Genomic DNA, 22941 nt, shown 5'->3' on the forward strand with positions numbered 1-22941 from the left:
AGAGGAGGCAACATGCGAGAAATAACTTATTACGTAGCTTGCAGCGTTGATGGATATATTGCTCACATTGACGGATCACACGACGGCTTTTCCCAAGATCGTAAATATTTGGCAGATTTATTTGCTGCTTTTCCGGAAACTGTTCCATCTCACCTTCGTGATGCGATGGGTATACATGCTGAAAATCAGTGGTTTGATATTGTTTTCATGGGTCGAAAAACTTACGAGATAGGACTGAAGGAAGGGATTACAAATCCCTACTCACACATGAAACAGTATCTTTTTTCACGCAGTATGAAAAAAAGCCCAGATGAGAATGTTGAACTTGTTTCAGATAATGCTATTGAGTTAGTCAAATGTCTCAAGGCTCAACCAGGTAAGGGTATTTGGCTTTGTGGTGGTGCAGATTTAGCCACAACGCTTTTTACTAACAAATTAATTGATCAGCTAATCTTGAAGGTAAACCCATTTTTAATGGGGTCAGGTATTTCACTTTTCTCTGGAGTGATTCCGCAAACTGCTTTAAAACTGACTAACACCAGGTTATTTCATAATGGAGTCTTGATGCTGCACTACAACCTCATGGGTGCATCCGCATTGTAACCCTGTCTAGCTTTGAAAAATTATAACCTTTGTGGTGTGTGCGGGCATCTTGCCCGCTTTCCATATACAAATTAGGCGCTTAACAGCTTAGGCAGGTTTTGCTTGCAATTGCTGCCTGAGTTTATAATCCCCCTTGCTTCAGCCCAGTATGTCAATGAGTCAATTCTGTGGGAGTGATACCAATTTTAATTTTTTGATTTTGGCGGAGAACGGTTAAATAAGATAAACTTTGATTCGTTTGGTCACTGAGGTGTTTTTGTAATTCATCGATACTTCTCACGGGTTTGTTATTAAAGCCCACAATTACATCACCTTTGAGTAAACCAGCTTTTCGGGCTGGACTGCCGCTTTCTGTAGAAATTACCAAGACTCCGCCGTTATCTGCTAATTCGTGATATAAAACTATCCGGCGGGACATTTGCACATTTTGCCCAGCAATACCGATGTATGCACGGCGGAATTTTCCACCACCCATCAATGCAGGAATTACGGTCTTAGCAGTATTAATTGGTACAGCAAAGCATAGTCCTTGAGCGGAGGCAATTATCGCTGTGTTGATACCGATAACTTCACCGTAGGAAGTCATTAAAGGTCCACCAGAGTTTCCGGGGTTGAGGGCTGCATCAGTTTGGATTACATTATCAATTAAGCGACCAGAACGACTTCTAAAGCTGCGTCCGATGGCACTAATGACACCACTGGTGACTGTGGTTTGAAAACCGTAAGGATTGCCGATAGCGATCGCTAACTGCCCAACACGTACTAAATTGGAGTCACCTAATTTTGCCACAACTAGGTTAGGAGCATGAATTCTAATTACGGCTAAATCACTATCGGGGTCATCTCCGATAATTTCGGCATTATAATTGCGACCATCTGCCAACATCACCTCAATATTTGTGGCTTTATCCACTACATGACTATTGGTGAGGATGTAACCATCGGGTGTAAAAATGACTCCCGAACCGTTACCACGCACTTCCTGAGTGTAATTTTGGTAGTAACGACTACGGGAGTTGACTTGTCGCTGCACCTCAATATTTACAACAGCATGACTTACTTTTTGAACAACACCAACAACAGCTTGTGAATAAGCATCCAGGATTCTTTCATCAGTGTCACGGGAATCCCTGGAGTTTTTTTTAACATTATCGCCAGAAAAAATATCATCTGATGAGTAGTTGGGATATTCTCTCATGTGTTTGTCAATCCTAAATTAATTGAGGGTGTTTAGGATTTACGCGCAGAGTTACATAAAAGGGCTAGAAACAGAGTAAGTTCAATTATGCGATGTTTTTCTGGAACATCGCATAATTTACACAATTGCCAATATTAACTAGTGTTAGTCAGTAGTTTCAACTTCGCTCAACCACCAACAGATTGCTAAGGAATCTAGTCTCATTTTAGCGAAAATCCTAGCCCCCCATATATTTACTTGCCATTTGCATTGCATCAGCGATATCGACATCACCATCTCCATCAGCATCTAAGAATGAATTGAGGATGGGATTTCCACCACCTTGCTTATCTGCACCAGAATTGAGTACATTTAAAATCACAGGTACCAACATGGGTAACATACCCTGAATCATTCCTGCATCTAATCCTGTACGCTGAGATGCAATTTCAGCCACTTGCTGCTGCATCTCAGGTGAAAACAAGGAACTGACAGCATTAGGATTACTAGAATTTCCCGCAAACTGTCCAACTAATTCTTGAACTGCACCTTGTCCCTCATTTGCTTGTTTATCCTGTAAAGCTGAACGCACTTGTCCACCAACAACAGACATTAAACCTTGCATTGCTGAAGAATCAGCACCAGAGTTACCACCTAACTGTTGTACAGCGTTCATAATCCCACCCAGTTGAGCTAAATTAGCCTGTTGATTGGGGTTAGCCACTGCACCGAGGATTTGATCGAAAAGTCCCATACTTTGGGTTCTCCATTGGTTCTCATTGCCACCAAATTGTCACATATTATTGGTAAACAGTAACCATGTAAGCAATTTTCTCATTACTTGTTACTTATTACTCATTACTTGTTTTTTAAGGAATCCTCTTGACCTGATTGTATCCAAATTTATTCACATTCATTAAAAATAAAAATCTATGGAAGCGAACCAATCACAAATCAGCCCCAATCCGGAAACCTCTAGATTTGAAGGTTTTTTTCTGCAAATGGTGACACCAGGTTTAGAAAATGAATGTCGAGAAATAGTTGAAAAAGTTCTCGGTGCAGATTGGCAAGTTAAATCAATTGGTGATAATTCCACCGAATTTGAAATCAGTCTTAGGGATGATGCTTTATCTAGCAAAGATGCATGGGATAAAAGTTACAACATGCGATCGCAACCTGGTGTCATCGATGCTGAACCATTATTTGCAGTTCCAGTTGCTGATATTAAACCCGACTTAGATCTTTCTAGAGAACTTTTCAGCGATGAAATTGCCAAAGAAAGCGGTGATGTCACCTGGGGACTTCAGCAAATGCGGGTTTTAGATGTTTGGCAAAAATATTTTCCTGATCCTAATAAACTACCAGGTCATGGCATTGTTATTGGTCATCCGGATACTGGCTACACCCAACACCCCGAAGTTATCAATAATTTGTTATTAGACAAGGGCTTTAATTATATTAAACGCACCAAAGATCCTTTGGATACCCTGGAAACATCAGGGGGAGAAATTATTAATAATCCTGGTCATGGAACATCCACTGCTAGTTTAATAATTAGTCCTCCAGGGGCGCAAGGTAATTATGCTAATGGTAAATATGTCACAGGTGTGGCTCCAGGGGCAAAAGTGCTTCCTTTACGAGTTACCTATTCAGTTGTGCTTTTGAGTACCCGCAGTTTAGCTGAAGCAATTGAGTATGCCACAGATAACGGCTGTCATGTAATTACAATTAGCTTGGGTACCGGTTTACCAAACCGACGTTTGCGTAGTGCCATCCTTTATGCCCAAAAGCGAGGTGTAATAATTGTTGCCGCATCCGGGACAATGATTCCCTATGTTGTTTACCCTGCGGCATATGATGAGGTGATTGCGGTGACGGGTTCTAATATTCGTCGAGAAATATGGGGAGGTGCATCACGAGGTAAAAAGGTTGATGTTACTGCACCTGGACAAGCACTTTGGCACGCCAAAACCCGTAAAGAAAACGGTGAATTGACATATAACATTGAGCAGGATTCAGGGACATCTTTCTCAGCCCCATTAGTCGCCGGAGTCGCTGCATTATGGTTATCTTATCACGGTCGAGATCAATTAATTGAACGTTACGGAGCCGAAAATATTCCCTCTATTTTTAATCAGTTATTGCGAGATAGTTGTGAAAAATTCCCCACTTGGAAACCAAATAAATTTGGGGCTGGAATTGTTAATGCTGAGAAATTACTTGCTACACCGCTACCTGATAATGTAAATAACTCGTTTATTTCCTCCGCACTGGCATTACAACAGCATAGCCCCGTTGATAGTGGGGAGATAGAGACATTTGAGCATTTATTTGAGTCGCAAATTCCGACATCTAACTCGATATCTAAAATGTCAAAGCTTAACTCATCTTTGGCTCAACTATTACAAACTGATGAAAACCATTTACCAGAGAAGTTGAAACAAGTTGGGAAAGAATTAGCATTTCACTTTGCCACAAATCCGGAATTATATCAGGAATTTGTTTCGGCTTTACAGGATGAGGAAGAAACAGTTGCACAAGGTTTGCTGGGAACTCAATTGGAATCGCCAGGGAACAAATCATTAAGCAATATACTTTTACAGCAAGGTGTTTCTAATGTTTTGCATGATCAATTGAGTCGTGAGAATTGATACTATAACGTTTCCCAATCAAGCTAAATACAACCCCACCCCCTGCCCCTACCCCGCTAGCGGGGAGGCGAATAAAATCATCTTCCCTCCTCGCTAGCCTACGGTGTACACACATCTCTGTTTAAAATCGAAATCGTCGTAGATCCCCCTAAATCCCCCTTTTCAAGGGGGACTTTGAGAGGTATTCTGCCCCCTTTTTCTTGGCGTTCGCCTTTGGCGTGGCGAAGCCTCAGCCGCTCTGAAAGAGCTAGGGGGTTGGGGGATCGAAAAGACTTGTGTGTAAACTGTAGCCTCGCTAGCGGGGAGGGTTAGGGTGGGGTTCTTTTGTACCTCACCATTACAACCTGTGGGAATGAATAAATGTCTACCTAACCAAAACCCTCATATTGCCTAACTTCCACAAATTTGCCAAAATAAGGCAAACATTGAGTAAAAAGCGATGCAGCCAGGAACAACTCTCCGGAACCGCTATAAAATCATCAAACTACTGGAGGAAGGGGGTTTTGGCGAAACCTTTCTGGCTGAGGATTTAAATATTCCTATTGATCCTAAGCCAAGATGTGTTGTTAAACGGCTGAAAACCGCAAATCTCAAAGCTGAGGACTTGGAGTGGTTAAAAAATGCCTTTGCAAAGGAAGCAGCCACTTTATACAATTTGGGCAGACTGCATCCACAAATTCCTGGTTTATCGGAATATTTTCAAGTTGGGAACGAATTTTACTTAGTTCAAGATTTTATTGATGGTGTTGAACTCACGAATATCATGACACCAGGGAAGAAAATTCCCGAAGTTGCTGTAATTCAACTTTTGACAGAAATTTTAGAAGTATTGGCAGTTGTCCATCAAGAAAACATTATTCACCGTGATATTAAGCCACAAAATATCATGCGGCGTAAGGCTGATGGAAAAATTATCTTAATTGACTTTGGTGCAGTCAAACAAATCATGGTGAAAAACACTGGGCAAACCAGTTTAACTGTGGGAATTGGGACACCCGGTTTTATGCCAGTAGAGCAAATTATGGGGAAACCCAAATTAGCCAGCGATATCTATGCTGTGGGGATGGTGGGTGTCCAAGCATTGACGGGAATCCCACCCCATTTATTGGATGATGATGAAGATGGGGAAGTAATTTGGCAGGATAAAGTGAGTGTGAGTAGTCGCTTTGTCGATCTTTTGGGAAAAATGGTAAATAGTCGCGCTAGTCAGCGTTATCAAAGTGCAGCAGAAGCTTTGGAAGCTATGAAATTATTGAGTCAACCTGTTAATAAGTCACCAAACCCACCACAAAATCAACCCATTGCCCCAACGGTTATTATCTCACCAGGTTTACCCCTGCAAGTATTTCAATTTCAAACTGTCACCGTTGATAAAAGAGGGAAGGTGACAAAGCGGGGGGAAAAGCAAGCAAGATTTTTTGTCGAAAAATTGGGAAATGGTGTCAGCTTGGAGATGGTAGAGATACCAGGAGGAACATTTATGATGGGTTCCCCAGAAACGGAAGCAGGAACAAGGGACAATGAAAGTCCGCAGCATCGAGTTACTGTTCCCAGATTCTTTATGGGGAAATATGTTGTTACCCAAGCACAGTATCAAGCGATTATGAAAAAAGGAATGATAGGTCAAATATTTGGGGGTAATTCTAGTAATTCCGATCCTGACCCTTCTGATTTTAAAGGTGCAAATCGACCTGTAGAAACAGTATCTTGGGATGATGCAGTTGGATTTTGTCAGAAAATCAGCCAAAAAACAGGAAAAACCTATAGATTACCCAGCGAAGCCGAATGGGAATATGCATGTCGCGCGGGTACAACTACACCTTTTTATTTTGGTGAGACAATCACTACTGATTTAGCTAATTTTGATGGAAATCACACCTACGCTTATGCACCGAAAGGGGTTTATAGAAAAGAAACAACAGAAGTAGGTAAATTTCCACCTAACGCCTTTGGTTTGTACGATATGCATGGAAATGTTTGGGAATGGTGCCAAGATTCAGGGCATAGCAATTATAATGGCGCACCAACCGATGGTAATGCCTGGATTGATAATAATCAAAATAAGCTTCTACGTGGTGGTTCTTGGTACAACTACCCAAAGGTCTCTCACAGTGCCTATCGCTATATCATTACGCGCGAATATCGTAAAAACAACGTCGGTTTTCGTTTAGTATTCTCTCCGTAAGGATTCCCTTACCCTTTTTCACTCATCGATCGCCCACCAGAAACGGCTAATCTCTACCAATTTTCCTCCATCGAAGTCAAACAAACAGCCTTTAGAATCGACGGTGTATTTCTTCCGGTTCAAAATGAAGAAAACCCAATTTACTTTGTTGAGGTTCAATTTCAACCCGATTCTGACATCTATTCCCGCATAGTTTCCGAAGTATTTTTATACTTGCGACAAAATCCATGTAAAAATACTTGGCGAGGAGTAGTCATCCATCCTAATCGCAATACTGACACGGGAGAAACCAAAGATTGTCACGAATTCTTTACCAGTCAACGCATTACCCGAATTTATTTAAACGAATTGGGTGAAACTGCATCACTGCCCATTGGTATTGCTACCATTAAATTAATCATAGAAAATGAAGATACAGCCATTGCCACAGCTAAAGAACTAATAGAACGCACCAAGCAAACTGGTAACTTACGATTGCAGCAAAAGCGACTATTAGAAATAATTGAAACAATCTTGGTATATAAATTTCCCAAAATGACAAGAAAGGAGATAGAAACAATGTTTGGGTTAAGCGATTTGAAACAAACACGGGTATATCAAGAAGGAAAAGAGGAAGGAACTCAAGTTGGACGCTTGGAAGCCAAGTTAGAAACGATTCCCAAGCTGCTAGCATTGGGTTTGACTGTCGAAAAAATAGCGGAAGTGCTGGGTTTAGATATTAACCAAGTCCAGGAAGCCAGTAAGTAGGATGATATAGATTAAGTTAAGCGTGCCTTTGGCAACCACTTTGTGGTATCGCTCAAAATAACGAGGACTGATTTTTAGCCCTTTTCTTTGACTACGCGATCGCGTAAACGATCCAATACCTTTACAGAGTAGTCCTTTTTCTCATCTGATAACAAAAAATGATTTTGACAAGGTTGGACGCAGTGATAGTTTAGAGATTGGGAAGCCTAGCAAAAACGTGATACTCCTATGGAGTGGTCTTTGACCATGGGGCAAAATATCCAGGTAAAATATCAAGAGTATGAAATCTCGTTTTTCCCAAAGCGAAAACCCTAAATAATCCTATATTTTCCCCATGCCTCTGTCGCGCTTAGTTACTCTGATTATCGGTCTAATCGTCATTCTAGGGCTGAGTCTGTGGTTGATTGACTCGCTGTCGCGGCTTTATTGGCAACTTTCCTATTCTCCCTTACTTGGCAATTTACTAGTTTTTCTTTTAGTAATTCTGATTGCTGCACTAATTGCCGCATTTGTCTACTATTTTTTGGTGTTCAAGGAAGGAGACAAACGTCGTCGTCAAGGTTCCCGTGTGATTCCGGCAAAGGTTCCCGTTGTGAAATCGGAAGCTGCTTCTACAACTTTGCAAGCGGTGCGTCAGCAGGTTTCCCAAATTCAGGATGAAGTTACCCGTCAAGCTTTGTTGGGTAAATCGCGGGAAATTGAAGCGAATTTGACGCGGGGAGAGATTCAAGTTGTGGTTTTTGGAACTGGAAGTGCGGGAAAAACCTCTTTGGTGAATGCGGTAATGGGACGGATGGTGGGGAGGGTGGATGCACCTATGGGGACAACCACTGTGGGGGAAACCTATTGTTTGCGGTTGAAGGGGTTGGAGAGGAAGATTTTAATTACCGATACACCGGGGATTTTGGAAGCTGGTGTTGCGGGGACTGAGAGGGAACAGTTAGCGCGGGAGTTGGCAACGGAAGCGAATTTGTTGCTGTTTGTGGTGGATAATGATTTGCGACGTTCGGAATATGAACCTTTACAAAGTCTTGCACAAATTGGCAAAAGATCTCTATTGGTTTTGAATAAAACCGATTTGTATACAGAAGAGGATAAAGAGGTAATTTTAGCCCGGTTGCGAGAACGGGTGCGGGGATTTATTCCTACTAATGATGTGGTTTCCATTGCTGCTAATCCCCAAGTTGTGGAGTTGGAAGGTGGGGAAATTGTCCACCCCGAGGCAGAAATATTACCTTTGTTGCGAAGAATGGCAGCAATTTTACGGGCTGAAGGTGAGGATTTGGTTGCTGATAATATCTTGTTGCAATCGCTACGTTTGGGTGAAGAGGCAAGAAAGCTGATTGATGCTCAACGCCGTCGGCAGGGTGAAAAAATTGTTGATAGGTATCAGTGGATTGGGGCGGGGGTAGTATCGGTGACACCTTTACCTATGGTGGATTTACTGGCAACGGCGGCGGTGAATGCTCAGATGGTGGTGGAAATCGGGCGGGTGTATGGTTGCGAATTAAACATGGAACGGGGACGGGAATTAGCGCTGTCTTTGGCAAAAACTATTGCGGGGTTGGGAATTGTCAAAGGGGCAATTGAGTTACTTTCCACCGCTTTACAGTTAAATATTGGCACGTTTATTATTGGGCGAGCAATTCAAGGTGTGACAGCTGCTTATTTGACGCGGATTGCTGGGAAAAGCTTTATTGAGTATTTCCGTAATGATCAGGATTGGGGTGATGGGGGAATGACGGAGGTTGTACAGCGGCAGTTTCAGTTAAATCGTCGGGATGAGTTTGTTAAGGCTTTTATCCAAGAAGCGATCGCTAAGGTTGTCAAACCCTTAGCCGAGAAGATCGATACCCTTGATGATAAGGGAAATCAAGATAAATAAAAAGCCCCGGTGACCAAACCGAGACTCTATATAAAATCCATACATTCGATAGGAGATACCAAAAACCGGAACCAAATTAATTATTTTTAATTATTTTGATTATGTTAACTAATGTAACTTTTTGTTTCATTTTTGTCAAGAAGTTAAAAAATCCTTTGCCAACAGGTCACTGTGGTTTGGGTATCTTGCCGGAAAAGACAGGCAGAAATCCCTGTTCCGCAAAAGCCTGGGTGTTTGATTCCCCTGTCTCTACAGACAGCTTTGTTACAAAGTTAAGTGGAGGCAAAACCCCCGCTTAGTTTGCGTTGTTTTTGTTGGGATAAAATCCCCGTCACAAAACCTTAATGGGTGACTTGGGACTTATTTTAATTGGAAGTCCCCAATTTATACTTGATAATTTTTAGTTTGAATCGCTGTGTCAGAATTATCGCTAAAAACTCCGTCGATACCTAAGTTAAAAAATAATTGATATTCATTTTGGGGATTATTTTGATAGTCTAAAGGTAAAAAGTAATTTTCATCCCTAAAAGTCCAAGCATGAACTGATAAATTAGCTTGATGGGCATCTTGAATAATTGTAGTTGGAGATAGTAATTGATTTAGATGATTCCTGGGAACGATTAAATTTTTATTGACTCCAATTGCTGCTGCATAGTTACTCATTTCTTTTAAACCAGTTAAAGATATTAAATCTTTGTAGCTACGTCCATCACTATTCAGTTGGAAATCATAGGGGGTTCCTTTGTCGTTGATTAATTGCACTAGTTGTAAATCGGTGATTTCAGCTAGATATTTCAGATTGCTGACTTCAAATGATTGAATAAAAATTTTTGCCTGATGATTTTTGTAGCCATATTCATCTAAAATTTCTATTAATTTTTCTTCTAATGATAAGCCAATATTCCGAAAATATGTCGGGTGTTTAGTTTCTGGATAAATACCGATATTTCTCCCTGTTTCTGCATTTTTTTGTTTGACTAAATCCAGGATTTCTCGAAAAGTAGGAATTTGCAGTTGATTCTGATAAATCTGATTTTGAGGACGTAGTTCGGGGATTCTTTCCTTTGCCCGTAACTGCTTTATTTCTGATAATGTAAAATCCTCAGTAAACCAACCAACTTTTAATTCTCCGTCAATAAGTTTACTGATTTTACGCTGGGCAAATTCTGGATAATCTTGAATATTAGTAGTTTCCGAAATTTCGTTTTCATGACGTGCAATCAAAACTCCATCTTGAGTCATAACTAAATCTGGTTCGATGTAATCAGCACCTTGATTAATTGCTAATTCATAAGCAGCTAAGGTATGTTCTGGACGATAACCGCTAGCACCACGATGGGCGATAATAATAGGAGGTATCATTGACAAGTGATTAGGAGGATAAATAAGAAAGTAAAAATGAAATTAGAACTTACGTATTGACAGGAAAAAGAAAATATTGAGTCTAAGAAAAACGTATATTTGGTAGGGATTTAGCAATGTGCTTTACCCCTACACTACAAGTCATTAGCTATCAAATGAATTATTCCGTAAAGCCTCAACCAAAGTATTTTCGCGGCATAACATGATTGATTTGTACAATGCATAATTCCTAAAATTGTTGACTTTCTTACAAAGTTTACCAGGATGCAAACTGACATCACCAAGTTGACGCTGTTTATCCCGAATTGTAGTAGTTAATCATGATTTTTAGATAGTGGCAATTCTGGATCCGCAAAATAAGGGGTAGTCAGCTATATTTGTTCGTCTATTCGCCTATTTTGTTTGTATATTTAAGATTCAGTGAATACGGTTTTATCCAAAGTATCTATTCATTCATATTATGATAAGTTGCCACCGCTGATGGTGAAATTCGATTTAAATAACGGAAAATCCAGTATTTAAAAATAGTATCTAAAATCACTGGAAATGTGGCAATAAAAAGAAAAATTACATTGTGACTTGCGGGTAATCCCCAATGTCTTGATACTCCTTCTAAGAGAACTTCCCAACCGTGGGGTGAGTGAAACCCAACGAAAATATCTGTAAATAGGATAATAATAAAAGCTTTTGCACTGTCGCTTAACCCGTAAACAATACTATCAATAAAATCTTTAAAAATAGCAATTTCTCTTTTGCTCAACACTAAAAATATCACCACTGCTAGCACTGAGCAAATATCTGAAAAAACGTTTTTAATAGCACCCGCACCTTCGATGCGATATTCTTTGGCAATTTCGTTAGCTTTTTCGCTAATACTAGTTTCGATTTCCTCAGCAGATAAAGGTGCAGTGATGCCTAATAGGTTTTGAAATCTGAGTCTTTCTTCAAATCTTTGTAAATCCTGTAGTGCTTCTTCCTCCATTTCCTGATTAATGAAAATTTCTGCGGTTGCAGATTGATGAAAATGGTCAACTAAAGGTCCAACAAATATAGCTTTGGATAGCTGATGGGTTAAAATTGGTACTATGATCAACAGGAGAACAAATCGAATGGAAATAATCGTCCGACGTTGAGTCATCCGAAATTTCTGAACAACATCTTCCTCAGATTTTGGATCTAATTCTATCTGAAGTCTACTAATGGTTGTCAGAATTGAACGAGGTAAAATACCAGTTTTACTAGCTTTATTCCCAGGAAGGATATTGGAGTTTTTCGCTTCGGGGTTTAGTGCTGAAGTTTTGGTAATATTTAGTTTGTTAGGTGTTGTTGATAACTGGCTATTAACTGGAGGATTAACCTGAACAGAACTATGAAAATTGTCTAAATTAGTGTATTTTGATGTGATTACATCAATAAATTGTAGTTTTTCTAAAACTTCCTGTGCATTTGGTAAGTTAACAGCATATTTTTCCATGGTCTGCTGATTTGATTCATTCAAGAAAAAACGGCTAGAATTAAATTCTGTAAGCCGCATTCTGACAATTTTTAAGTTTTTCCTCAAATCTGCCGCAAAATAACCACTGACACTACTATTTATCGTAAAATCGAGATTGATTTGATTACCGTGAAAATGTTCATCTTCAATGCCTTTAATCTGTAATGCCGCTTGATAAGCTTCATCTAAAGAACGTTGCGGGGTTCGCAAATACCACTTGTAGAGTGATACTAAATAAAAGTAAAGCTTTTGACTCAAACTAAGGTTATTCATCGCAGGGAATATCCAGCATTGTTCTGATAAATTGTTAACCTAAATTTAATGTAATGGTTATGGTAGCAAATTCACAAGGAGAAGGTTTGTGATTTCCCAATCGCTTTGGATAACTGGTTCTAGTCGCAGTGGCAAGACTACCCGTTTGATAGAACAGTTTTGCTTTTGGGCAAAAAATCTAAATGTTAGTCAACAACCGTTTTATGCTAATAATCAATCACATCAAAATTCTGCTATCTTAGCTCAATCTTCTGGAATTACGCATATCAAGAAGGTGGGATTTCTCATATTGGCAGCAAATGATGACAATCGTCGTGAGTTGGTAGATAAGATTGTGACATCAACTCAAGGAAAATACCCGATTCGGGGGAAGACTCCCCTAGGTTTTTTTCAGGATGAAGTGACGTTATTTTTTCCGCTGTTGATTGAATTACTGGGTTTAAAAGCACAGTTTCCCGTCAGGTTGCGTCCGGAAACTGAACAGGAATTAGCAACCAAACTCTGGCAACAGCATCTTGATGAGGATATTTTACGCCAAGCAGGAATGAACGAGTATCGCTTGGTGCGAAGAATTTTGGATTTGTTACAGTTAGCGGCAGTTAGTGGAACTCCAACTGACAAAATTACTGCTATTCTCAGCAGTGGGTTAGGGGGGGAAGATGGAACCAATTTAGAACCTGAGTTTTTTGGTATGCTGCTGTTGGAGTGGCGTAACTGGTGTTTGGCAAGGGGGTTTTTAACTTATGGAATTATTTGTGAACTCTACAGTCAGCACCTGTTACCAAATCCTATCTACAAAGAGCGACTTTTAGAGAGGTTTCAGGTAGTCATAGCAGATGATGTGGGAGATTATCCGGCGATCGCACGACAGCTTTTCGAGGTATTTTTAGATCATGGTTTGTTAGGTGCCTTTAGCTATAACCAAGAAAATGTGGTGCGTTTGGGTTTGGGTGCAGATCCCAATTATTTAGCCGGAATTGCTGCAAGATGTCGTGTTGAGAATCTTTCCTATAAAGGGAATAGTGGTCTTGGGGATGAACTAGTATCACCAATTGTGGAATTAGTGACAGATCCGTTAACATTATTAACACTTCCAGATAGCATTAAATCAATTCAAACTACCTCTCGTTCAGAATTATTACGACAAACAGCACAAACAATTGGGAATGCGATCGCATCCGGTAAAGTAGAGGCTAAAGATATAGTAATCATAGCTCCTGGTTTGGATGCGATCGCCCGTTACACTTTAGTAGAAATTCTCGATAAACAGGGTATTCATGTCACATCCCTCAACGAACAACGTCCCCTCATTGCTTCTCCCCTAATTCGCGCCCTATTAACCATGCTTTCTCTGGTTTATCCTGGTTTAGGGAGACTAGTGGAACGGGATGCCGTAGCAGAAATGTTGGTAGTATTGAGTCGCGGATATTGGGAAAATCCAGAAACAGCATCTCAAAAACTCACAATAGATCCTGTACGTGCTGGTTTAATTGCCGATTACTGCTTTGTACCCCATCCTGAATCCCCGAATTTATTACCACCAACTAGTTTTGATCGTTGGGATAGACTTGGTTATGCTGCCACAACAAGCTACAACGAGATTTTACAGTGGCTGGAAAAGGAACGCCAACAAATAGAACAGAAGTTTATTCCCAGTCCCGTATCCTTACTATATGCAGCAGTGGAAAGATTTTTCCTCAACAGTCCTAACTTACCCTACGAAAAGTTGGCAGTTTTGCGGGAATTACTGGAAACGGCACAACATTATTGGGAAATTGATACCAGATTAAAAAATCAAGATCAAAGAAATAAAGAGACGATGGGAAGTATTACAACCATTGGTGAATTTATCCAACTCTTGCGTAGGGGAACAATTACCGCTAATCCTTACCCAGTACGTCCCGTTGGTAGCATTGTCAATTCCGTCACCCTGACAACAATTTTTCAGTACCGTTCCAGTCGCAAATCGCACCCATGGCACTTTTGGTTAGATGTGGGTTCCCCATTGTGGGCAAAAGGAGGAGCTGCTACACTATTTGGTGCGCCGTACTTTTTACGCGATCGCATTGGAGAACCGTGGACGGCAGAGGATGAAACTGCCCTGGAATATCAACGGGTACAAAGAATTTTAACTGACTTGTTAGCAAGGGTTTCTCAACGGTTGTATCTATGTCATAGTGATTTGGCTGTTAATGGACAAGAACAACTAGGACCTCTATTACCGTTGGTAAATGCTTGTGTTTCGGTGGTGAATTAAGCGACACTTTGAATCCACTCAAGTAAAGACTTTAAACTTCCAGTAATAGCTGCTTCGCTAACAGTAACTGTGTGGTTTTGACCATTATTTTCCACAGTAAAAGTATACTGAAAACGATCTGGTTGAGATATATTTCCAGGTATGTATGTAGGTAATTTGAAAAAATTAGCAGTTTCTAAAATTTGTGATAATTGATTTGCTTTATCTGCGGGAATATTTGCCGTGTCTACAGTTGTTGTGCGACTCAAACCAGCAAAACCACCTGTACGTTCAAGAGAAATTTGCATTATATCCCTGGAATGGATTTTTTAAGTAAGTTTTCCAAGCAAAAACTGGAAGTACATAGTTGTTATCTTCCAGTTTAAGGTGATAATGATTAAAAAATATCAATAATTCCAAATATCACTCTGGAGACAGAACACCCACAGTTGTCCAGGCATTTTTTACGGCTTTTTGTTCAGCGCTATCTTCACCATAAAGTTCACCAGCAACCTTGACAATGATCTTGGCAGCACGATTATAGTTGTTTCCTGAGCGTAAGCGATCGCGTAATGCAACGTACCATATTTTTCCGGCTTTTTCCCAGGCATAACCACCAATTTCTAAAGCTGCCAGGTAAAATGCTCGATTTCCGATTCCAGAGTTGATATGCACACCACCATTATCTTTCGTGCCAGTATAAATATCTTTATAGTGTGCTGGTTGGATATCTTTCCCCAACACACTATCATCGTATGCGGTTCCCGGTTCCTTCATGGAACGAATGCCAACACCTTTCACTTTCTCAGTAAATAAACCTTCACCAATAATCCAATCAGCCTCTGCTGCGGTTTGCTTCTTCACCCACTGCTTCACCAAAGCCCCAAAAACATCAGACATCGACTCATTTAATGCCCCAGATTCACCAAAGTAACTCAAATTTGCTTCATGTTGAGTCACACCATGGGTTAATTCGTGGGCAATAACATCAACACATTTGGTGAAACGTTGAAATAACTCCCCATCACCGTCACCATAAACCATTTGGCTACCGTTCCAAAAAGCGTTGTCGTACTTTTCACCATAGTGGACAGTGGAATCAAGTCGTAAACCCTTATCATCTATAGAATTACGTTCAAAAATCTCCTGATAAAAATCATAGGTAGCACCCGCAGAATCATAAGCCTCATTCACAGCTTCATCACTGCAAGGAGGATCACCCTCACTTCTAGCTAATGTACCAGGAAGTTCCTGAGCATTTTTAGCATCATATATTGTCCGGCGTTTTTCCCCTGGTTGTGCCGTAAATGAGATTCCACCGATAGCTTTACGTCTGCCACGTAATTCTGAAGATAGGGTTAAGGTTTGTAAAGCCCAATCCCGTTGTCTTGTGTCACCGTGAACTACTACATTTTCCAACATGTGAGGTGGTAAGATGCAGCAAATTGGACAGCGCGCATGTGAATGTTCCTGACAGCTAAAACCAAATGCTTTTTTTCGCTTTTGAGTCATTGAAAAACTTCTCCTTCTGAAATCGAGATGGGAATTTGGGCTAGAAGATAGGAATTTAGAGAATGTGAGATAGGAGAGAAATAATTGGATTCCTAATTTCTAACCCCCAACTCTTCTCTCCGTTAATTTTCTTCTTTCTACAAGCTGCCACGATTGAATTCCACTTGAGTGCTGATCTGTCTAACCCTGATTTTGCTGGCTCAAGTATACTTTGATGCCTTAATTCCAGCTATAATCCTGGAATAGTAGCACTATTTTTGTTTATGAGTACAATTTTTTACGGCTCTTAATTCAGTGAGGAGGATTTTCTATGCCACTCTACTCGCTGAAAATAGGCAAGACTAAAGAATTTTCCTGTTATTCCAGTCATCTAGAGATGACTCAAGATAAAATTGTTTAGGAGCATCGTCATCTTGATTATATTCTTCTAAAGATGCGATTATCATTCCATTTAAATGATGTTCTTTCTGATTTTTCACATCAATAACAGCTTGTTCCAGTTCTTTTTTACCCAATGAGAAAACCCCATATCCTCTTTGCCAACTAAACACGTCTTCCACAGGATCTAAATGATTAATATAATGGGTGCTGCTGCCTTTAATTTTTTGAACAAAGTCAGAAATGGATATTTTTGGGGGAATGGAATCTACTAAATGAATATGATTTTCAATGCCGTTAATAGCACGAATAAGACTATTGAGTTCATCAGCTTTGCTAATAATGCAACCATAAAGTTCTCCTGTATTTTGCCTATAGTTGAAAAGTCTATATCCCCTCAGTAGATTTACGAATGCTCATGTTTCCAAAGCTGTGATATACCAGAAAAACGCAGAACTCAACTTTTAAAGCATAAACGGAGATTTTCCCAAATAATTGGGGAATAATAGGCTCCAGTTCTGATTTGCTAAGGTTTCAGGTATGAAGCAAAATTTAGTCATCTTTGTATTGGGCGCGATCGCACTTCTCAGTTTACCCGGTTGTACTGGTAACACTTCCACCTCCTCAGATGTCACTACCACAACCACACCAAGCGACACCCAAGCCTCAATCAAAGCTGGGGGTTCCAGTAGTGCGCTAGATTTTCTCCGAGCCTTAGAAGTCGCTTACGAATCTACTTCCAAAAATAAACAAATTACCCTTTTAGAGCCAGGACAATCGGAAAATATTATTGCGGGAATTAAACAGGGACTGGTGGATGTGGGAGCCATTTCCAAAACCTTGAAACCGGAAGAAAATGATGGTACATTAGAATTTCGTGAAGTAGCTAAAGATGCCCTGGTAGTTGCTACTAATTCTAGTGTGACCGGTGTAAAAAATCTCACTACTGAAAACCTCAAAGCCATTTACAGCGGTAGCGTTACTAACTGGCAGCAATTAGGGGGACAAAATGCCCAAATTGTAGTGCTTGATCGTCCCGAAGATGAATCTGCCAAGCGTCTCCTACGTAAATACTATTTAGGTAAAGATTTAAAAAATGCAGCGAATGCTGTTGTCTTACGCAAAGAAGGAGAACTGATTCAGACGATTCAAAGCACCCCCCATAGCATTGGTGCTTTCTCCTTGGCTCATGCAGTGTCTCATAAATTGCCTGTAAACCGTCTCAGCCTAAATAATATTGAACCCACATTGGAAAACCTGAAAACAGGTAAGTACCAAATGACGCGCACTATCACAGTTGTTTGGAGTAAAAAGGCTTCGGAGGCGACTAAATCCTTCATTAATTATATCCTTAGTCCATCAGGAACGGAGATTTTAGAGCAGTCCAGTTTCGTTTCAATTACCCCAGCAGCAGTTTCCCAAGTGAAATGATCATTCGTGCTAGATACAAAAAACTTCCTGTTTCAGTTAAACTTCTATTTCCACCGTTGATCATCTTCCTCAGTTTATGGACTGCTGGAACTATTGGATTTGGGTATTTTGCCAAAAAAAACCTAGAACAGACTGCAAGTAAAGAGACGGAAGATCTAGCTATTTTACTACAGCAAGATTTGCAACAAAAGCAAAAATTACTCAGTTTAAAAGCTAGATGGATCAGTGAGGAAAAAAATGTAATTGAGGCGCTTTCTACTGCCGTTAATATAGGTAATTCTGGCGAGAATGACCCTTTATTGCTTCGCACCCTATTACCTATCCAAGCAGCTTTAGAGCTAGATTTACTCAAAATTGTTGACACCAAAGGTCAACGCTTGACCTTTTCAAAGCAGGGTGCATTAAATCAAGCAAAATTGCAGGATTCGACTATCAAATCTGCGGCTAAAACTGGACTGGAGTTATCTGGTATTTTGATAGCAGAAAATATGGCTCCATCCTCCCTAGTTAGCTTCATCTCCATTAAGTCCTCAACAAAAATTTTAGCCACCTTAATTATCGGTATTGCTGTTGACGACAAGCTACTCCAAAGCATCCGAGGTAACACATCCATGCATCTGGTTGCCTTTAAGGACAATCAGGTGAGCACTTCTACCTTAGCAGCTGAGAGTAAACAAAGCTGGGAAATTCCTAAGTCAAGCATACCACCCACCAGGATGAAAATAGGTGAGGAAGCTTACTTAGTTAAAACAGTTGAATTAGGGGGTTTTGATGGAGCGAGTCTCAAAATTGCCGTTCTGAAATCTCTCAAAGGTACAGAAAAAGCAGAGCAAAAGTTGTGGATTGTTGTGGGTAGTTTTGGACTATTGGGGGGTGTCTTAATTCTTGGGGTAATGGTTGTAGGGTTACATGCAACTCAAACTCTCAGTCGTCGCATTCAAGGTATGACTCAGGCAACTCAACAATTAGCTGACGGAAATCTAAATCTGCGTATCCCAGTGGATAATCAAGATGAGGTGGGGGTGTTAGCGCAGGGGTTTAATATGATGGCAGAGCAGCTAATTATCCGCGATCAGTTATTGAATCAACAAATGCAGCGACTCAAAAGCACAATTGAAGAGTTGCACCAGACTCAAAGTCAAATGGTACAAAGCGAAAAAATGTCGGCATTGGGGCAAATGGTGGCAGGGGTTGCCCATGAAATCAATAACCCAGTCAACTTTATTTTTGGCAACCTGATTTATGTTGAGCAATATACAGAAGATTTACTGCGATTAATTAAGTCTTATCAACAGCATTATCCCCAACCTCCCCAATCGCTACAGAAAGACTTGGATAATGTGGATTTAGACTTCGTGATTGAGGATTTGACGAAAATTCTTAAATCTATGAAAGTGGGTTGTGACCGCATTCGGGATATTGTCATGTCGTTGCGTAATTTTTCTCGCTTGGATGAAGCAGAATTCAAATCTGCTGATGTTCATGAGGGTATCGATAGCACGTTGATGATTTTGCAGCACCGACTCAAAGCAACACCAGGATCACCGCTAATTGAAATAGTTAAGGATTATGCCCAATTGCCTTTAGTTGAGTGTTATCCAGGACACATTAATCAGGTGTTTATGAATTTACTCGCAAATGCCATTGATGCCTTGGAAGAATCTGCTGAAAAAACACAGCCTGGTAAAATTTCGATTTCCACCCAAGTTACCAGTAATAATAGGGTACAAATTGCGATCGCAGACAATGGTATAGGCATTCCTGAAGAAGTGCGATCGCGCATTTTTGATCCTTTCTTCACCACCAAACCCATCGGTAAAGGTACGGGCTTGGGATTATCTATTAGTTACCAAATTATTACCCAAAAACACCATGGTCAGATTGAGTGCTATTCCACCCCAGGAGAGGGTACTAAATTTGTAGTTGAAATTCCAATTTGTCAATCTGAATCACGTATGTGACATGTTTATTTGGGTAATACCAATTTTATACAGGATTCAAAAAATGTTTGCGACAGATTATCTGACCCGCATTAGAATCAACAACCCCACCCTATAGACAGTTTTGGTTGTTTTGGGATTAGTGCGTACAGCCCTTTGGGCATGAAAACAGCGAAGCTGAACGTATAGCCCTTTGGGCATTAAAGAAAGGCTTCCAGCCGCTCCGCAGGAGCTAGTTCTAGCTTGCGCAACGAGAGTCGTTCGCGTTTTGGTTGTTTGAGTTGGAGTGCGATCGCAGGTTTAAGGAAGCGATCGCATACCCCCTTGCTTATTCAGCCTGTTGTGCAACTTTTCTTACATCATCCACACTTAACTCCAAAGCCTCCGCTATCTGCGTGATCGTCAATCCAGCAGCTAACATTGCTGGTACAGCAAGTAACTTTCCTTTCTGCTCTCCTTCCTCGAAAGCTTGTTGATAAAATCTTGTTTGCTTTAACTCGCTTAATCCAAACATTTCCTGTATCTCCTCAATCTTCATAGTAGGAAACTTATAAACCAATATCGTTTCGATTATTTGTAACAATTGTTGCTGTTGTTGTCCTGCCTCAACTTCCTGATTGGTTCTGGTAATCAACTCCCTGGCTGACTCGATTGCCCTGTTTTGATTTTCGATGATTAACTTAATCGTAGCAATACCAACGGGTAGGGATGCAACTTCCTCTAGTTCATCTAGGTAAATGATGGTAATTCTTCCAGAAGCAAAGGATTCGCGGTAATGGATGATTGATGCGGTGTCAATATTTCGACTTGGATAAATCACGAAAGCGAACCAATCATTTTCGGGTTTATTTTGCCGCAAGTATAAATTAATTTCTGTAAATAGGCGTGAATATATTCCCAAATCCTCTTGAAACTGAACCTCGACAAAGTAAATTGGCTGTTCTTGACTTTGGGGAATAAATACACCATCTATACGAAATGCTGTTTGCTTGATTTCAACTGATGAAAATTGATATTTACTGGCGATTTCAGGGGAATTACCAATTAGTTCAAAGAAGATGCTGGGAAATTCTTGAAAGAGACGGTAAAAGATGCTGTCTGTTTTCACAAAGGTGATTATTTCAACGCAGAGTTCTGATAATTTTTCAACTTATCATAGTTTTACAGCCCGTGGAATGATGTCTTGAGTGGGTATTTGCGCGACGAGAGTCGTTCGCGTTTATAAGGGTTTGTGGGAGAATGGGAACGTAGCTTGTCAGACCCAAGTCGTAAGTCGTTGGCGTTACATATTTCAATCAGCTACATATTTCCAAGCAAATTTCAGATGAGCGATCGCTATCTACTATTACCGCTACCCGTGACTAGACATACGAGGTTCTTGCTTCTATCTGAACTGTGGTGCTTAAGAAGAACACAGATAAACACGTTACGTTTTTACCTGTGCTCATAAACCAAAATGTATCTCTGATTTCCCCATCTTAATATTTTTCGAGTCAGATAAACAAAATTCACAAAAAAACTGTAACTAATTTTACAAAATTCTCACATTCTTCTCAAAAAAGTAGGATAATCGGGCTATAGCTATCTGAAAATACTTAGAAATTGGGCTTTTAAAAGTGCTATTAGTCTTGATTAGTCAGATTTTAGCTAGTCTCTAGCCACTCAAAGTATAATTAACGACAAGTAGTGAGAGAAACCTATATGAATTCAACCTCTCTTTTTTCCCTAGAAACACCCTCTCCAGCTTATATTTGTCCTTTTGATCAAGCTTGCAGTTACTTAGAAGCTGCTGCAAAAGAATTAAGACTTGATTTAGGTATATTAGAAATACTTAGCAGACCTCGTAAAGCAATCACAGTTTCCATTCCCCTGAAGTTGGATAATGGAGATGTTCGGGTTTTAGCTGGACATCGAGTCCAACATTCGGATGTTCTTGGTCCTTACAAAGGAGGTATTCGCTACCATCCAGCAGTGACACTACGGGAAGTATCTGCATTAGCCATGTTAATGACTTGGAAATGTGCATTACTGGGAATCCCCTTTGGTGGTGCCAAGGGAGGTATTGCTATAGATCCAAAAAAATATAGTGTCGGGGAACTGGAACGACTTACTCGTCGCTTTACAAATGAGTTAATTAAAGATATCGGACCTTCAGTAGATATACCAGCGCCTGATATGGGGACTTCGGCACGAGAAATGGCTTGGATTATGGATACATATTCTAAAAACGTTGGTCATGCAGTTCCAGGAGTAGTTACAGGTAAGCCTCTATCAATTGGTGGTTCCTTGGGTAGGGAAATGGCAACTGGAAGAGGTGTGATGATTATTACTCGTGAAGCCTTGTCAGATTTAGGAAAATCACTCAAAGGTGTGCGGGTTGCAATTCAAGGTTTTGGGAATGTCGGTAGTGCAGCAGCACATTTGTTTCAAGAAGCGGGTGCAAAGGTAATTGCTGTATCCACTGGTGCGGGTGGGTTATATGCAGAAACAGGTTTGGATATTCCCAATTTAAAAGCTTATATGTTGGAGAATGGTAAAAGTTTACTTGGTTATCCTCAAGCAAAACCAATTAGTAATGAAGAATTGTTGCAGTTACCGTGTGATGTTTTAGTTCCCGCAGCCTTGGAAAATCAAATTACCGAAGATAATGTAAATGCGGTGAAGGCTGCCATAGTTGTAGAAGCTGCAAATAGTCCAGTTACAATACAGGCAAGTTTGTCACTTGAAAGCAGAGGTGTCACGGTTTTACCAGATATTTTGGCAAATGCAGGTGGTGTTGTTGTCAGTTATTTGGAATGGGTTCAGGGTTTATCTTACCTGTTTTGGGATGAGGAACGGGTGAATCGGGAGATGGAAAAGTTGATGGTGCAAGCTTATCGTCATGTTGTAGAGAAAGCGCAGCAGCGACAGATTAGTTTTCGTTTGGCGGCTTATACTTTGGGTGTGGGGAGAGTTGCCGAAGCTTTGGGGGATCGAGGATTGTATTAGGGTCAATAACTCAGGTCTAAAGACACTGAGCTTGTAATCAACAAAGATTACGTGTTTGACTAGCTCACTAGAATATTT

Annotated in this window: 16 protein-coding genes and 1 pseudogene; 9 read left to right on the plus strand and 8 right to left on the minus strand. The window is 40.3% G+C overall.

From position 1 onward, the window contains the following. Nucleotides 1–12: 12 nt before the first annotated feature. Complete coding sequence (locus CAL6303_RS15345) at nt 13–603, plus strand: dihydrofolate reductase family protein (RefSeq protein ID WP_015198725.1); 591 nt, start codon at nt 13–15, stop codon at nt 601–603. A 151-nt stretch (nt 604–754) separates the two neighbouring features. Here the strand turns inward: CAL6303_RS15345 and CAL6303_RS15350 are convergent, their stop codons facing one another. Further along, nucleotides 755–1801: a S1C family serine protease gene (locus CAL6303_RS15350; protein WP_015198726.1), complete on the minus strand. Its 1047-nt coding sequence runs from the start codon at nt 1799–1801 to the stop codon at nt 755–757. A 217-nt stretch (nt 1802–2018) separates the two neighbouring features. Further along, a complete protein-coding gene (locus CAL6303_RS15355) occupies nt 2019–2534 on the minus strand; it encodes a DUF937 domain-containing protein (RefSeq protein ID WP_015198727.1) in 516 nt (171 codons plus the stop codon). Nucleotides 2535–2712: 178 nt separating this feature from the next. On the opposite strand from CAL6303_RS15355, the gene CAL6303_RS15360 reads away from it, so the two are divergent. The 4 genes and pseudogenes from CAL6303_RS15360 (at nt 2713) to CAL6303_RS15375 (ending at nt 9248) form a co-directional block, all read left to right on the plus strand. Then, a complete protein-coding gene (locus CAL6303_RS15360) occupies nt 2713–4431 on the plus strand; it encodes a S8 family peptidase (protein WP_015198728.1) in 1719 nt (572 codons plus the stop codon). A gap of 439 nt (nt 4432–4870) precedes the next feature. Next, nucleotides 4871–6616: a bifunctional serine/threonine-protein kinase/formylglycine-generating enzyme family protein gene (locus tag CAL6303_RS15365; protein ID WP_015198729.1), complete on the plus strand. Its 1746-nt coding sequence runs from the start codon at nt 4871–4873 to the stop codon at nt 6614–6616. Between the two features lie 15 nt (nt 6617–6631). Beyond that, nucleotides 6632–7363: pseudogene (locus CAL6303_RS15370) on the plus strand (Rpn family recombination-promoting nuclease/putative transposase); the annotation flags it as partial. Nucleotides 7364–7697: 334 nt separating this feature from the next. Continuing rightward, the gene (locus tag CAL6303_RS15375) at nt 7698–9248 is read left to right on the plus strand and encodes a YcjF family protein (RefSeq protein ID WP_015198730.1); all 1551 of its coding nucleotides are present in this window, start codon (nt 7698–7700) and stop codon (nt 9246–9248) included. Nucleotides 9249–9632: 384 nt separating this feature from the next. On the opposite strand, the gene CAL6303_RS15385 is transcribed toward CAL6303_RS15375, so the two are convergent. Continuing rightward, nucleotides 9633–10610, minus strand: coding sequence for a glycerophosphodiester phosphodiesterase (locus tag CAL6303_RS15385; protein WP_015198732.1), 978 nt, complete (start codon nt 10608–10610; stop codon nt 9633–9635). A gap of 445 nt (nt 10611–11055) precedes the next feature. Beyond that, entirely contained in the window at nt 11056–12378 is a 1323-nt protein-coding gene (locus CAL6303_RS15390; RefSeq protein ID WP_015198733.1) for a proton extrusion protein PcxA, read from the minus strand. A gap of 88 nt (nt 12379–12466) precedes the next feature. Between CAL6303_RS15390 and CAL6303_RS15395 the strand changes: the two genes are divergently transcribed. Next, the gene (locus CAL6303_RS15395) at nt 12467–14635 is read left to right on the plus strand and encodes a hypothetical protein (RefSeq protein ID WP_015198734.1); all 2169 of its coding nucleotides are present in this window, start codon (nt 12467–12469) and stop codon (nt 14633–14635) included. On the opposite strand, the gene CAL6303_RS15400 is transcribed toward CAL6303_RS15395, so the two are convergent. The 3 genes from CAL6303_RS15400 to CAL6303_RS15410 all read right to left on the minus strand — a co-directional run bounded on the left by CAL6303_RS15400 (nt 14632) and on the right by CAL6303_RS15410 (nt 16905). Next, entirely contained in the window at nt 14632–14922 is a 291-nt protein-coding gene (locus CAL6303_RS15400) for a protealysin inhibitor emfourin (protein ID WP_015198735.1), read from the minus strand. The genes CAL6303_RS15395 and CAL6303_RS15400 overlap by 4 nt on opposite strands. Before the next feature lie 115 nt (nt 14923–15037). Then, nucleotides 15038–16126: a M4 family metallopeptidase gene (locus CAL6303_RS15405; protein ID WP_015198736.1), complete on the minus strand. Its 1089-nt coding sequence runs from the start codon at nt 16124–16126 to the stop codon at nt 15038–15040. Nucleotides 16127–16467: 341 nt separating this feature from the next. After that, nucleotides 16468–16905: a transposase gene (locus CAL6303_RS15410; protein WP_051036679.1), complete on the minus strand. Its 438-nt coding sequence runs from the start codon at nt 16903–16905 to the stop codon at nt 16468–16470. A 139-nt stretch (nt 16906–17044) separates the two neighbouring features. Here CAL6303_RS15410 and CAL6303_RS15415 point away from each other — a divergent pair, with 139 nt between their 5' ends. Together CAL6303_RS15415 and CAL6303_RS15420 are read left to right on the plus strand one after the other, a co-directional pair. Further along, complete coding sequence (locus CAL6303_RS15415; protein ID WP_015198737.1) at nt 17045–17935, plus strand: substrate-binding domain-containing protein; 891 nt, start codon at nt 17045–17047, stop codon at nt 17933–17935. Further along, nucleotides 17932–19896: an ATP-binding protein gene (locus tag CAL6303_RS15420; protein WP_015198738.1), complete on the plus strand. Its 1965-nt coding sequence runs from the start codon at nt 17932–17934 to the stop codon at nt 19894–19896. The genes CAL6303_RS15415 and CAL6303_RS15420 overlap by 4 nt, the downstream gene beginning before the upstream one ends. Nucleotides 19897–20203: 307 nt before the next feature. Here the strand turns inward: CAL6303_RS15420 and CAL6303_RS15425 are convergent, their stop codons facing one another. Next, nucleotides 20204–20983 (minus strand): Rpn family recombination-promoting nuclease/putative transposase, encoded by a 780-nt coding sequence (locus tag CAL6303_RS15425; protein ID WP_015198739.1) that lies wholly within the window; start codon nt 20981–20983, stop codon nt 20204–20206. Between the two features lie 593 nt (nt 20984–21576). Between CAL6303_RS15425 and CAL6303_RS15430 the strand changes: the two genes are divergently transcribed. Then, the gene (locus CAL6303_RS15430; RefSeq protein ID WP_015198740.1) at nt 21577–22863 is read left to right on the plus strand and encodes a Glu/Leu/Phe/Val family dehydrogenase; all 1287 of its coding nucleotides are present in this window, start codon (nt 21577–21579) and stop codon (nt 22861–22863) included. The last annotated feature ends 78 nt before the right edge of the window (nt 22864–22941 follow it).

Source organism: Calothrix sp. PCC 6303, from assembly GCF_000317435.1.
Lineage (GTDB): Bacteria > Cyanobacteriota > Cyanobacteriia > Cyanobacteriales > Nostocaceae > PCC-6303.